10 protein-coding genes are annotated in these 14,139 nt (G+C 66.3%); 2 read left to right on the forward strand and 8 right to left on the reverse strand.

What is annotated here, in order from left to right:
* Positions 1-129 precede the first annotated feature (129 nt).
* The gene (locus tag ACY8GK_RS06210) at positions 130-1,884 is read left to right on the forward strand and encodes a glycoside hydrolase family 15 protein (RefSeq protein ID WP_462402987.1); all 1,755 of its coding nucleotides are present in this window, start codon (positions 130-132) and stop codon (positions 1,882-1,884) included.
* A 63-nt stretch (positions 1,885-1,947) separates the two neighbouring features.
* On the opposite strand, the gene ACY8GK_RS06215 is transcribed toward ACY8GK_RS06210, so the two are convergent.
* Complete coding sequence (locus ACY8GK_RS06215) at positions 1,948-3,054, reverse strand: Gfo/Idh/MocA family protein (RefSeq protein WP_462402606.1); 1,107 nt, start codon at positions 3,052-3,054, stop codon at positions 1,948-1,950.
* A gap of 544 nt (positions 3,055-3,598) precedes the next feature.
* On the opposite strand from ACY8GK_RS06215, the gene ACY8GK_RS06220 reads away from it, so the two are divergent.
* Entirely contained in the window at positions 3,599-4,420 is an 822-nt protein-coding gene (locus tag ACY8GK_RS06220; RefSeq protein WP_196178514.1) for an aldo/keto reductase, read from the forward strand.
* Positions 4,421-4,603: 183 nt separating this feature from the next.
* On the opposite strand, the gene ACY8GK_RS06225 is transcribed toward ACY8GK_RS06220, so the two are convergent.
* The 7 genes from ACY8GK_RS06225 to ACY8GK_RS06255 form a co-directional block, all read right to left on the reverse strand.
* The gene (locus ACY8GK_RS06225) at positions 4,604-7,705 is read right to left on the reverse strand and encodes an error-prone DNA polymerase (RefSeq protein WP_462402607.1); all 3,102 of its coding nucleotides are present in this window, start codon (positions 7,703-7,705) and stop codon (positions 4,604-4,606) included.
* Positions 7,681-9,099, reverse strand: a complete 1,419-nt coding sequence (locus ACY8GK_RS06230; protein WP_462402608.1) for a Y-family DNA polymerase — start codon at positions 9,097-9,099, stop codon at positions 7,681-7,683. The genes ACY8GK_RS06225 and ACY8GK_RS06230 overlap by 25 nt, the downstream gene beginning before the upstream one ends.
* A gap of 6 nt (positions 9,100-9,105) precedes the next feature.
* Positions 9,106-9,729, reverse strand: coding sequence for a translesion DNA synthesis-associated protein ImuA (gene imuA, locus ACY8GK_RS06235; RefSeq protein ID WP_462402609.1), 624 nt, complete (start codon positions 9,727-9,729; stop codon positions 9,106-9,108).
* Positions 9,726-10,343 carry a transcriptional repressor LexA gene (gene lexA, locus ACY8GK_RS06240; protein WP_196178506.1) on the reverse strand — a complete coding sequence of 206 codons (618 nt, stop codon included), beginning with the start codon at positions 10,341-10,343 and terminating at the stop codon, positions 9,726-9,728. The genes imuA and lexA overlap by 4 nt, the downstream gene beginning before the upstream one ends.
* A gap of 103 nt (positions 10,344-10,446) precedes the next feature.
* Positions 10,447-11,382: an ABC transporter substrate-binding protein gene (locus ACY8GK_RS06245; RefSeq protein ID WP_462402610.1), complete on the reverse strand. Its 936-nt coding sequence runs from the start codon at positions 11,380-11,382 to the stop codon at positions 10,447-10,449.
* Positions 11,379-12,113: a (2Fe-2S) ferredoxin domain-containing protein gene (locus ACY8GK_RS06250; RefSeq protein WP_196178501.1), complete on the reverse strand. Its 735-nt coding sequence runs from the start codon at positions 12,111-12,113 to the stop codon at positions 11,379-11,381. Before ACY8GK_RS06250 ends, ACY8GK_RS06245 begins: the two co-directional genes overlap by 4 nt.
* Before the next feature lie 8 nt (positions 12,114-12,121).
* Positions 12,122-14,080: a TonB-dependent receptor plug domain-containing protein gene (locus ACY8GK_RS06255; protein WP_196178499.1), complete on the reverse strand. Its 1,959-nt coding sequence runs from the start codon at positions 14,078-14,080 to the stop codon at positions 12,122-12,124.
* Positions 14,081-14,139 lie beyond the last annotated feature (59 nt).

Raw genomic sequence — 14,139 nt, forward strand, 5'->3', positions numbered from 1 at the left:
AGTCGTTAGCACAGGTGCTTGTCACGTGCAGCACCGGTTTTCCAACGTCTAGCGAAGTGGGGTGTCATGAAAGACGATTTTTCCAATGCCTGGCAAGCGGCCAAGCCGGAGCGTGACGCTCAAGGCTACCTGCCCCTCGAGGCCTACGCGGCCCTGGGCGACGGCCGCTCGGTCGCGCTGGTAGGCTGGGACGGTGCCATCGATTGGTGGTGCGTGCCGCACATGGACTCGCCACCGCTGTTCGACCGTTTGCTGGCCCCTGACAATGGCGGCTTCTTCCTCATTCGTCCGCGACAGGCGTTTCGCGTGGAGCGGCGCTACATCCCCGATAGCAACGTGCTGGAAACGCTGTTCATCACCGCCAGCGGGCGTGCCCGCATGGTCGAATCGCTCAACAGCGGTCCTGCCGGGCGCTTGCCCTGGGCAGAACTGGGGCGCCGCATCGAAGGGCTCGAAGGCGAAGTGCAATTCGATATCGCCATCGATTTTGGTACCCAGGCCGACACCGTCTGCCCGTACCTGTCGCCGAACGACAACGGTAGCGTATTTCATGCCGGTCACATTCTTGGCATGTTTCTGCACGGCCCCCGGGTGTGTCTCGACAGACGAGACGACCTGGGCGTGCGTGCGCACGTCAGCGTGGCCGAAGGACAACACGAGGTACTGGCGATCATCGCCGGGCGTGACGAGCCCCTGGTCGTGCCATCGCTGGAGCTGATCGACGCGCGTATCGACGGCTCCGACCGCGAGTGGCGCCAGTGGACCGAGGGCCTGCTCTACGAGGGCCAGCACAAGGGCCTGGTGATTCGCAGCGCCCTGGCGCTCAAGCTGCTGCTGTCTTCCCCGAGCGGCTCGATCATGGCGGCCGCGACCACGTCCCTCCCCGAACGCATCGGTGGCGACAAGAACTACGACTACCGCTTCGCCTGGGTGCGCGATGCCGGCTATACCATCGAGGCGTTCATCGGTATCGGTGCGCTGCCCGAGGCCCAGGCCGCCTTCAAGTGGCTGTTGCAACGCCTAGGCGAACACGGCCCGCAGGTGTGCTACACGCTCGACGGTGGGCTGGGCCAGACCAGTCGACTGCTCGACCTGCCCGGCTACAAGCACTCCCAGCCCCGGGTCGGCAACCGTGCCGTGGACCAGCACCAGCATGGCATCTTCGGCGACATCTTCGAAACCGCCCGCTGCTTCATCGATCGCGGCAACATCCTCGACGCCACCAGCGCGGCCACCCTGTCCGGCCTGGCCGATCGCTGTGCCGACAGCTGGCGGCTACGTGATTGCGGGATCTGGGAACTGCCGGAACAGCAGCACTACACCATGTCCAAGATCAGTTGCTGGCAGGCCTTGAGCCGCGCGGTCGAGCTCGCCGATGGCGGTCACCTGCCCACTACCTGCCGGGATCGCTGGGACCGCGAGCGCCAGCGCATCGTCGACTGGATCGAAGCCAATTGCTGGAGCGAGTCCCGCGAGGCCTACGTGTTCCATGCTGGCAGCGAGCGCCTGGATGCCTCGCTGGCCCTGGCGGTGCGCTTCGGCTACCCACACAAGGAGCGCCTGAAGGCCACCTTGCAAGCGATCGACAAGGAGCTGGGCGAAGGTCCGTTCCACTACCGCTACAGCGACGTCCACAAGGAAGAAGGCTGCTTCCTGGCTTGCACGTTCTGGATGGTCCAGGCCTACAACTTGCTAGGCGAATCGGATCGGGCACGCAAGATGTTCGATGAGGCTATTGCGGGGCTGGGCCGTGGAGTGGGTATCTATTCGGAAATGGTCGATGGCAAGACCGGTCATTATCTGGGTAACCTGCCTCAAGGATTGACCCACCTGGCCTTGCTCGGGGCTGCCTGCAGCCTGGCGGGCATCAATCCGCAGCGTTGAGCCAGTGGTGCCTGAGCGTGGCTCCGCCGCGAAGGCGGCGGGGCCACGCTCATCTGCCAAGGGTCACTCGGTTGGATCTTGCGTATCGATGTAATCCGGCACTTTGGCCAGATCGAACGTGCGCCGCTGCTCTAGCCTGGCATGCGGCTTGGACGGCAGCGGATCGAGCACTTGCGCTTCGCCGGTTTCCAGGGCGCGCTCGATGGCAGCGATCACCCTGAGGTCGCGCCAACCTTCCTCGCCGTTCGGCTCGGGTTCGACACCATTGAGAATGCAGTCGGAAAAGTAGGCCGTCTCGCCGGCGAACTGGTCGACCACCGGGTGGGTGCGCTCTTCGTCGTGCTCACCGATGGTCGCGCGATAGGCGATGCCGACCCCTTCGCCATAGCCGAAGCAAGGCGATGCCTCGATCAGCCCCTTGCTGCCGAACAGCTCGAAGCGCTCGCTGTCAGGCAAGGTGTAACTGACGGTGAACTGGGCCAGACGCTCCTGCGGGAAGCGCAGGGAAACCGTCACCGTGTCCCAGGTATTGATCTTGCTGCCCGGCGAGTGCGTGCCTACCGCACTGACCTCGATGGGCTCGGCATTGAACAGCTGGCGCACCATGTTCAGCGGATACGGCCCCATGTCTGGTACCGGACCCGCGCCGAAGCCGTGCTGGGCGCGATGATTGCTGGGCCTGACGGTCTGGGTGAAAGTCGAGGTGAACAACCGCACTTCACCGAAATCACCCTTGTTGACCCGATCGATCATTTCCAGCGTGCCCGGCTCGCTGTGCAAGCGATAGGCGATCATCAGCTTGGCGCCCGAGCGCTTGGCCGCATCGTTCATGGCTTGGCAATCGGCGACGGTGGTCGCCATGGGCTTTTCCAGCAGGACGTGGATACCCGCTTCCAGGGCCGGGACCACGAACTCGGTATGGCGGAAGTTCGGCGTGGCCACATACAGCGCATCCACCTCGCCTGCGGCCAGCAGCTGCGGGAACTGTTCATAGGTGTAGCTCTTGAGGTCATAGCGCGCGGCCAGCTTCTCGGCTTTGACCGGGTCCCCGGTGACCAGCGCAGTCATCACCGAGTTGTCGGTCTGGCCCACGCCTGGCATGAACGCGCCCTGGGAAATGGACCCGCCCCCTACCACGCCATAACGGATCTTGCCGTCTTTGCTCGGCATGCTCAGTCTCCTCATCAAAGTTTCAAGGTTCCAAGCCAATGGGCAGATCGGCCGCTGTCGAGTTCAGTTTTTCACTGGTGCCTTCAGCATGCCAGAGCCGAAACACCCCCCTCGCTGATTGCCTTGCGTCCGTATAGGCGACATCGGTTCAAGGAGGGGTAGCTTGATGACTTCATTCTTACAGGGGTGGTATAAAAGAGTCGCGGCTCGCATTCTAACTCCAAACGTGCGGCAAACACGACGCGGCGCCCCGCTGCAGGGGTGGTATATAAAATGATGTCCCGTTGTTCCAGCCGCTCACACCGCGCGGCTGCGCGGGCTGCCTTGAGTTTCCGGCCGACGCTGACCACATGCTGATGGAGGTTCTGGCGGGCCTCGCAGGGTTGACGCATCATGGGTGTCCTTCATGAGCGCAGCCACGGCTTCGCGGCCAGGGAACTGGCAAGCCGGAGGTTTCATCGAATGCTCATTGCGTTACCGGCGTGGGCTCGCCGACAGTCGCGAGCCGGGCCGACGGCCTGCCCCTTGTCATTCAGGAGACGATATGCGCTACGTGAAACTTGCAGGCAGGGACGTCCCCGCCATCGGCCAGGGCACCTGGTACATGGGCGAGGACCCGCGTCGCCGCGCCGCCGAAGTGGCAGCCTTGCAACAGGGCATCGAGCTGGGCATGAGCCTGATCGACACCGCCGAGATGTATGCCGAAGGAGGTGCCGAAGCCGTGGTGGGCCAGGCCATCGCTGGCCGCCGCGATCAGGTCACCCTGGTCAGCAAGGTCTACCCGCACAACGCCAGCCGGCGAGGCGTGCCGCTGGCCTGCGAACGCAGCCTGGACCGTCTGGGTACCGACTGCATCGACCTGTACCTGCTGCATTGGCGGGGCCAGTATCCGCTGGCGGAAACGGTCGAGGCGTTCGAGCGCCTGCGCGAGCAAGGCAAGATCCGTCATTGGGGCGTTTCCAACCTGGATGTCGCTGACCTGCAAGAGCTCGACGACACCCGCTGCGCCACCGACCAAGTGCTCTACAACCCTGCGCAGCGCGGCATCGAGTTCGACCTGCTGCCCTGGTGCCAGGCACGAGGCCTGCCGATCATGGCCTACTGCCCGCTGGCCCAGGCCGGACAGCTGCTGCGTCATCCTCTCCTGGGCGAGATCGCACAGCGTCATCAGGCGACCCCCGCCCAGGTATGCCTGGCCTGGGTCACACGCCAGGAGGGCGTGATCGCCATTCCCAAGGCGGTCGATCCCCGTCACGTGCAGCTCAATGCCGCAGCAGCGGAGCTGGTGCTGGACGAGCAGGACCTGCAAGCCATCGACCGGGCATTTCCAATGCCGGGGCGCAAGCAGCGGCTGGCGATGGTCTGAATGTTGGTGGGTTATACGGATGACGACTCCTTAGGCCGCTGCGTGCCCTATCGCGGCCGGTCCGGCGCCCCGGCGGCGGCCGCGTCCACGGCTTACGCACTGCGCCGCAAGCACGGCATCTGGTCGCAACCGCCGGCAGGGCACCGGTTCGGCTTCAAGAGCCGGCAGGCTTGAAAGATCGGCTCAGTGAAAATCCCGACTCCGCACATCCAACCCCTGCAACAACGGGCTGATATCTTCCAACCGCCGGGCAATCAGGTGGCGGACGCCACTTGCCTCCTCCAGCCGGCCGCTGACCTTCATCAACCGTGCCCCGACCAGCACCCGCCGCTGCCGCTCGGCCAGTTCGCGCCAGACCATCACGTTGAGCATGCCGAACTCGTCCTCCAGGGTGACGAAGGTCACGCCACTGGCGGTCTGTGGTCGTTGCCGGCCCACCACCAGGCCGGCCACGGCGATGGCGTCGCCCTGCCCTACTTCGGCAAGCTCCGCCGAGCTGCGACAGCCCAGCGCGCGCAGGCGTGGGCGCAGGAGGGTCAGCGGATGAGGTCCCAGGGTCGTGCCTAGCGTGGCATAGTCGGCGAACAGGTCTTGGGCCACGGTTGGCGCTGGCAGTTGTACCGGGCTTTCGGCCGTCGGTTCGAGCGTCGCGAACAGTGGCAGCTGTGGTTGCACGGCCGCCACTTGCCAGCGTGCCTGGTGGCGGTCGCTCGCCAGGGCGCGCAAGGCGCCGGCGTCGGCCAGGCAGGCTCTGGCGCGGCTGCCCAGGCCGGCGCGCAGGCACAGGTCGTCGATGTCACGCCACGGGCGCCGTAGCCTGGCCTGCTCCAGGCGCCGGGCATCGGACTCGGCCAGGCCGCGGATCAGCCGCAGGCCCATGCGAATCGCCAGCGCGCCGCCTGGCAGCGGCTCCAGGCTGCAATCCCATTCGCTGTGACAGACATCCACCGGCCGCACCTCGATGCCCTGGCGCCGGGCCTCCTGCAGCAGCTGGTCCGGGCTGTAGAAGCCCATCGGCCAGCTGTTGATCAGGGCGCAGGTGAAGATCGCCGGCTCATGACACTTGAGCCAGCTGCTGGCATAGCACAGCAGGGCGAAGCTGGCAGCATGGGACTCGGGGAATCCATAGCTGCCAAAGCCCTTGATCTGCTCGAAGATGCGCTCGGCGAACGCCTGGTCGTAGCCGTTGCGCAGCATGCCTTCGATCAACCGGAGCCGGTGCGGTTCGAGCCCACCGTGACGCTTCCAGGCCGCCATGCTGCGGCGTAGCTGGTCGGCTTCGCCCGGACTGTAGTCGGCCGCGACCATGGCCAGCTCCATGACCTGCTCCTGGAACAGCGGCACGCCCAGGGTTCTCTTGAAGACCGCTTCCAGGGCTGGCGACGGATAGCTGACCGGCTCTTGGCCCAGGCGCCGTCGCAGGTACGGGTGGACCATGTCGCCCTGGATCGGCCCCGGTCGCACGATGGCCACCTCGATCACCAGGTCATAGAATTTCTTGGGCTTGAGCCGTGGCAGCATGGCCATCTGCGCGCGCGACTCGATCTGGAACACGCCCATGGTCTCGGCACGGCCGATCATCGCGTAGGTGGCTGGGTCCCCGCCCGGTATGCTCGCCAGAGTCAGGTGTCGGCCACGATGGCGCCGGACCAGGTCGAAGCAGCGACGCAGGGCACTGAGAATGCCCAAGGCCAGCACATCGACCTTGAGCAGGCCGACCAGGTCGAGATCGTCCTTGTCCCACTGGATCACCGTGCGCTCCGGCATCGCGGCATTTTCCACCGGCACGAGCTGGTCGAGCGGCTGCTGGGAGATGACGAAACCTCCCGGATGCTGCGACAGGTGCCGCGGAAACCCGATCAGCTCGCCGGCCAGCACCAGGATGCGCCGCAGGTAGGGGCTGTCGGGGTCGAAGCCGGCCTCGAGCAGCCGCGGCGCATCGGGGATCCGGTCGCTCCAGCGGCCGCAGCACTTGGCCAGGGCGTCGATCTGCTCGCCAGGCAGCCCCAGGACCCGCGCCACGTCGCGCACCGCGCCGGCGGCGTGGTAGGTATTGACCACCGCGGTGAGCGCCGCGCGGTGCCGGCCATAGCGCTGGAACACATACTGGATCACCTCCTCGCGCCGCTCGTGCTCGAAGTCCACATCGATGTCCGGCGGCTCGTTGCGCTCGCGCGAGAGGAAACGCTCGAACAACAGGCGGTGCTCGGTCGGGTCGAGTTCGGTGATGCCCAGCACGAAGCACACCACCGAGTTGGCCGCCGAGCCGCGCCCCTGACACAGAATGCCCTGGCGACGGGCGAAATCGACGATGTCGTGCACGGTGAGGAAGTAGTTTTCGTAGCGCAGCTCCTCGATCAGTGCCAGCTCCTTTTCCAGCAGTTCGAGCACTTGCTGGCCAGGACCGGCCGGCCAGCGTACTGGCAGGCGTCGCTGGCACAACTCGCGCAGCCAGCTGGCCGGCGTATGCGCCTGCGGGACTAGTTCGCGCGGGTAGTGATATTCCAGCTGGTCCAGGTCGAAGCGACAGCGCGCGGCGATCACCAGGGTCTCGGCCAGCAGCTCGACGGGATACAGCTCGGCCAGTTGTTCGAACGAACGCAAGTGACGCTCGCCGTTGGGGAACAGGTAGCGGCCGGCCTCGGCCACGCTGCAGTGTTCACGAATGGCGGTCATGCAGTCCTGCAACGCACGACGCCCGCGGATGTGCATGTGCACATCGCCGCAGGCCACGGCAGGTATGCGTGCCTCACCCGCCAGTGCCAGCAGGCGGGCCAGGCGAGCCGCATCGTCACTGCCACGGTGCAGGTGCACGGCCAGCCACAGCCGCTCGCTGAACAGGCGCTTGAGCCAGCCGGCCTGGACGAGCCCGTCGGGCTCCTGCTGGACCCACAACGCCAGCAGGCCTTCGCTGCGGCCTTCCAGGTCGCTGGCCAGCAGCCGATAGCTGCCCTTCTCGCTGCGTCGCCGGGCCTGAGTGATCAGCGCGCAGAGGTTCTGGTAGCCGACCAGGTTCTCGACCAATAGCACCAGCCGAGGCCCGTCGTGTACCCGCATTTCGCTGCCGACGATCAGCGGCAACTGGTGTTCGCGCGCGGCCTGCCAGGCCCGGACGATACCGGCCAGGGTACATTCGTCGGTGATCGCCAGGGCCTGGTAGCCTTCGGCCTTGGCGCGCCGGAACAGCTCGGTGGCACTCGAGGCGCCGCGCTGGAAGCTGAAGTTCGACAGGCAGTGCAGCTCGGCGTAGACCTGCCCGCTCATGCGAACCAGCCCTGCAGCCACAGCGGACCGGGCTGGTCGAGATCCTGGTAGACCCAGCCACGCAGGCCATCGCGGGTCTCGACCCGATAGTAGTCGCGACGCACGTCGCCGCCATCCCACCAGCCCGACTCGACGCGCTCGGCCTGGCCCAGCAGCTGCAAGCTGCCAGGCGCGAGCGGCTGCGGCGTGGACAGCAGCCAGCCGGGACGACTACCCGGTGTCACCCGCAGGTCACTGCCGGCGCCTTCGGCAGCGACTTGCCAGGCCTGTTCGGGCCGATGGTCCGCCAGCGCCTGCAGGCCCTTGACCGCTTCGTCACCGAGCCGTGCACGCAGCCGTTCGCGCAGCTGCTCCCAGGACTGCGCCTGGCGCGAACGGGCGTCGAACAATGCCTGGTGCTGGGGCACGAAGGCAGGCAGGTCTTCGGCCAGCAGACGCAGGTTGCGTACCGGTGCCGGGATCTGCAGCGGCTCGAGGCGCCCGCGTGCCAGCTCGAAGAGCATGCCGGCCTCGCGCTCGGCGGCAAGCAGGCCCACCTGCAGCACGGTATCCGGCGACTCGGCATGTTCCAGGTGCAGGCTGAAGCGCTGCACCCCGCAATCACGGCCCGCCAGGAACAGCGACAGGTCGCCGACCAGACGGCGCAGGGGAAACAGCAGCGCCTGGTGCGATTCGACATCGAAGTTGAGTTCCAGCCGCGCCTCGAAGCGATCCGGTGGCTGGTAGAACGCCAGGCCCAGGCTGCGCAAGCCGAGCAGCTGGTCCAGATGCAGCTGCACGGCAGCATCGAAACGCCGGGCCAAGGCATCGCGTGGCAGCGCCAGGACCTGGTCGAGCTGGCGCAGCCCCATGCGTGCGAAGGCCTCGGCCGCCTCGACCGGCAGCCCGACGCGATCGATTGGCAGACGCGCCAGGGCCGCCCGGGTCAGCTCGGCATCCTCGAGCGCCAGGCCGTCATGCCCATTGGCGAGCATGCGTGCCGCCACCGGGTTGCTCGCCAGCACGATCCGGTGGCGCAGGCCGAGTTCGCCCAGCTCCTGGCGCAGGCGCGCCTCGAATACCGGCCACGGCCCGAACAGCTTGAGACTGGAGCCGACCTCCAGCAGCAAGGCCCGAGGATAGTGCAGGCTGACCTGAGCGCTGAAGCGATAGGCCCAGGCCGCCAGCAGGCGCTCGGTCTGCTCGATGCGTGCCGGGTCAGCCTCGAGGCAGGTGAAGTCCTCGACCAGGGCTCGCGCGGCATTGAGGGTCTGCCCGGCACGCAGGCCAAGACGCGCGGCGGCGGCATTGACCGAGCGTAGCATGCGCCGCTGGCTCGGCCCGCCGAGCAGGACCAGAGGCGATTCGGTGTCTTCCCGGTCGCGCAGGAGGGTATCCATCGCCAGCTGCGGCAGGAGAATGCAGGCCCAGAGCATGGCTCATCAATGCTCCAGGCGGCTGGCGATGGGCACGCCGGGAACCAGACCGCCACGGCACTTGAGCACGCGCCATTGGGCCGGGCGGCTGTCGATGGCGATCCGCAGGGCGGCAGGCGACGGGTTGTGCGCCGCTTCCTGCGGCCGGCAGGCGAACGCCAGTGCCTGGCCGGTCTCGGCGGCCACCTGCAGCCGACGCAAGGCACGGTCGTCGACACGTTGCGGCCAGCACAGCACCGCCGCGCAACTGCCCGAGCGCAGGCATTGCTCGGCAGCCCACAAGGCTTCGGCCGGCTCGGCCCGGACCTGCACCAGCCAGCGCAAATCCAGGCCCGCCGCCTGCCAGGCCGGCGCGTAGGGGATGAAAGGCGGCGCCACCAGCACCACTCGCCCGCCTTCACCGGTCAGGCGTGCCAGGCTTGGCCAGAGCAGTTGCAGTTCACCGCAGCCGGGGCTGGCCAGCAACAGTTCGGTCAGGGCCGCTGCCGGCCAGCCGCCCTCGGGCAGGCGTTCGTCCAGTTGCTGGTGCCCGGTCGGCTGCAAGCCAGACTGGCGCGCCTGTACCTGGCGGCCACGCCAGACCTTGCGCTGGCCTAGCAGCCCTTCCAGGTCGACGACCGCCCCGCTCATTCGCGCCTCAGCAGGCCGCAATAGACCCCCTCGATGACGAAGTCGCGCTGCGGCCCGACCTCGATGGGCGCATAGGCCGGGTTGCGTGCCAGCAAGCGGTAGCCGCCGGGGACCCGCTGCAGGCGCTTGATGGTCACTTCGCCATCGAGCCGGGCGACGATGATCTGCCCGTCGCGCGCCTCGCCCTGCTGGCGGATGCCGACCAGGTCGCCATCGCAGATACCGTCGCCGATCATCGAATCCCCGTGCACCTTGAGCAGGTAGTCGGGCGTCTGGCGGAACAGCGCGGGATCGAGCATCAGTTGCTCGTGGATGTCCAGGTCCGGCCCGATCGGCGCACCCGCCGCCACCCGGCCCAGTACCGGCAATTCGAGAAGTTCGGGCCGGCGCAGGGGCTCGGCCAGGCGGATGCCGCGTGCCTGGTTCGGCGTGACCTCGATGAAGCCGCCCTGGCACAGGGCGGTGATGTGCTTGCGCGCCACGCTGCGCGAGGCGAAGCCGAAGCGCTCGGCGATGTCGGCCAGGCTCGGTGGCTGGCCATGGTCGGCGATTCGTTCGCGAATGAACGCGAGGATCGCCTGGCGTTTGGGGGTCAGAATGTCCATGGAGCACATTTGTACTCTTTTTTGCCAACACTGACCAGCCCTTTGGCCAGGCAGGCAGCGAAACGGCGCGTCCAAGGCGAGCCTGCCCGGTCCACTGCCTGTCGGGCATCGTTCAGCGCGCCGGCTCCAGGCCCCGCAGGGCGCTGATCCGGGTTGCCAGCCCGAGCGCCACCCGGCCGCTGGCCGGGGTAGGCATCAATTGCGTGAAAGGAATGTCGATTATGTGGTTCTCGCGTACCGCCCTGAGGGTCGAGAGCACAGGGTCGTGAGCCAGCAACCGGCGTTTGCGACTGGCTGGCGACCAGACCGCGTCGGCCAGCACGATCACATCAGGATCAGCGCCCAGCAAGGTCTCAGGACTGACGGTGACACGGTACTGATCGAGCCCGGCGAACACGTTGCGCGCGCCCGCGGCAAGCAGCAGTGCGCTGACGAAACCTCGCCCACCCTCGCTGTTCAGCCCATGGACCTCGCCATCGAGATAGAAGACCGACAAGGGCGTACCTGCCGGTGCGGTCGACCTGGCGCGCGCCAGGTCGGCATCCATCGCCTCGATGAGTGCGAGGGCGCGCTCCTGCTTGCCGAGGACTTCACCGAGGGTGCTCAGGTCGCGTCGCACGAGGCCGAAATAATCCAGTGAATGGCCAGCGCAGGCCGACTCGAGCAGGTAAGAGGCAATACCATTTTCAGCCAGGCGGTTTCTGGAGGTGATCCCCGGGCCGAATGCCGAGGCGAACCCACCGACCACCAGGTCTGGATCTTGTGCATACAGCACTTCGCTGGAAGGGTATTCACGTGCGATGACCGGCACGCCGCGATAGCGGCCCTGGTGGTAGGCGGCAGCGTTATCGTCGAGATAGGCGACAGCGACCAGCGCTGGTCCCACCTCCAGGGCCAGCAGCAGGTCGGCCGCATGCTGGTTGAGGGCGACAATGCGCTGAGGCGGCGCATCGGGGCGTCGCCAATCCTGGTCACAGTTGCGGTAGCTGTCGGCCAGCGCCGACGTGCCACAGAGCAAGGCCAGCGACAGCAGCCAGGACTTGCTCATGGGCGCCGGCCTTCTGCGATCAGCAAGTCCGTGGCGATCACCCCGCCTTGCAGGTGCGTCACCACCAGCTGTTGCACCTCCTGCGCATCACGCAACCGATACCAGCAACCATCCGGATGAACCGTCAGCACCGGCCCCAGATTGCAAGGGAACTGGCAGCCAGTGCGCGTCAGCAATACACCCTCGGGCGTCTCGATCAGCTGGCGCTCCAGCAGCTGCCGGCGCAGGTTTTTCCAGAGAGGCAAGGCGCCACGCCTGACGCAGCGCGGGCCGGTGCACAGAAACACGTGCCGGGCGTGCGCAGGCACCTGTGTCCAGCCGGGATCGCTGGCGACCGTGCTGACCTCTTCGCAAGGCAGGTGCCGGGCATGCTCCTCGATGCTGGCACAGGCCATGCGCGCATCCAGTCCACGCCGCCCAAGGGCCTGGGCGGTGATCCAGACTCGCGGCTGGCCGGCATGCGCCCGGGCCAGGCAACCCAGCTCGTCACGCAGCCAGTCGAGGTAGGCCGCATCGCAGGTTGGTTCCAGGTCCACCACCAGCAGGCGCTCCACCCCCTGCGCGAACGCGTCGCGCAGGGCAGCCCACAGCTCGTCGAAGCTCTCGAGGGTATCGATGATGTCCTGGCCTGCGTGGTCGCCACGCAGTTGGCGGATCTGTGCGGCAAAGGCCTGGCCGCCCGAACCGCGGCCCAGGCCAGGCCCGACGAACAGTACACGGTGGTAGCCCATGCTCGCGCTCATTGGAAAACGTAGGTATAACGCAGCTCGGCGGTGAACGGCCGGCCAAGGTTGTCGACGTTGCTTGCTCGACTGGTCACGTAATCACGGTCGAACAGGTTCTCCAGCAACAGGCCCACGCGATGCTGGCTGGCCTTGTCGAGGTAGCCGTAGACATCGGCATCGACCACCGAGTAATGACCGTAGTCCACGCCCCTGGAGCTGACCACGTCGCCGATGTAGCGAATGGCGCCGCCTGCCCCCCAGGTACGATCCGCGGACTCGTAGCCGATCCGCGAACGGGCGAAGAAGCCTGGCACGTCGTTGAGCGTCGCCCCGCTGCGCGACTCGCTCAGATTGCGTGTCATGTCTGCCTGCAGGCTCCATCGATCGTTGAGCTCGATCCTCGCATCGGCTTCGAAGCCGCGCACTTGCACACGCCCTTGTCCGTTCACCCATTGCGCGCCATCGAGCGTGATCAGGTCGGTGATCTTGCGCTTGAACAGCGTGACACTGACGCTCGATTCACGGGCGAACAGCCGTCCGTGATAATCCAGCCCGATTTCGGCGTTCCGGCTTTTCTCGGGCTTGAGATCGCGGTTGCCGATCTCCTCGCCAGGCTCGTTGACGAACAGCTGCTCGGCGTTGGGCAGTTTGTAGGCCGTACCGTACTGGCCGCGCAATTGCCAGTCGTCGCTCAGGTCGTAGAGCGAAGTCAGCATGCCCACCGTGGCGCCGTTACCTCCGCTCATCGCTTCATGGCGTACGCCGATGCTCGGGTGCCAGGCCGGCAAGGCGGCGATCCGCGGACGCAGTTGCACGTACAGGGCATGGGCCTGGGCCTTGTTGTCGTCGATCACCAGCACGTCATCCTGCCCTTTGAACCACTGGCTGTCAGCGCCCAACACCAGCACATGCCCGCCATCGAACTCGGCCTTGCCTTCGGCTTGCAGGCCCCAGTCGGTGAAGCCCCAGTAGTCTTCATGGTTGACTACCTTCCGGCCGCCACCGGCGCGATTGTCGATCCGGGTATAACGTGTATCCCAATCGTTGACGTGCCCTTTGAGGAAGTAGCTCAGGCGCTCGTCGATACGCTGCTCGAAGGTGGCCGTGGCGATCTGCTGCACACGATCGTTCATGGTCTTGCGGTTGTTGACGGGCCGGGCGAAGTCCAGGTTGGCGTCCGCATACTGGTAGAACAGCTCGAGGCGCGCATCATCGCCGAAGGCCTGGATCGCCTTGCCACCGAAAGTGCTCACTTCATAGCCTCGCTGCCTGTCGCTGACGTTGCCGGCAAGGTCGCGGTTGCGAAATGGCTGATAGCCATCGGAGACATCGTGGCTGACGTAGGCCAGCAGGCCCAGGTCGCCGAAGCCATTGGCAAGGACCCGCTCGATCCGTGCCGCTGACGCATTGCCGCCGACGCTATCCAGCCCCAGGTCGATCTGCCCCGAGGCCTGGCGGCTTTGCGGGCTGCGCGTCACGATATTGATCACGCCCGACACGGCCTGGGTGCCGAACAGCAGGCTCTGGCCACCCTTGAGCACTTCGATGCGCTCCACTGCGCTGGCCGGCAAGGTATCCAGGTACAAGCCACCGTAGAGACGATTGTTCAGCCGCACGCCATCGAGCAGGACCAAGGTATCGTCGTTGCGTCCACCCAGCAGCGAATAGGTGCCGTAGTCGAACGGGCCATTCTTCGGCGCGATGTAGAAACCGGGGATGAACATCTGCATCACTCGGCTGATATCGGCGCCTGGCCCGGCACGCTCGATCTGCTCGCGGCTGACCAGCTCCACCTTGCTGCCGTACTGGGCCATCGCGGCCACCGTGGTGGATTCCACGGACGGCGCCGAGACAATCTGCTGGTCAAGCGTCAGAGCATCGTTTTCAGCCAGCGCCAGCGGGCTGAACAGGCAGCCCAGGGACAAGGTTCGGGCCGTGAGGGAGAAACGTGAGGAACGAATCACAGCAATCATGCTCTTCTCGAAAGTGACTTTCGCAGAAGCACGCAGGAGCAGGAATCGCGCACGCGCCA

The organism is Pseudomonas sp. Marseille-QA0332 (assembly GCF_054950175.1).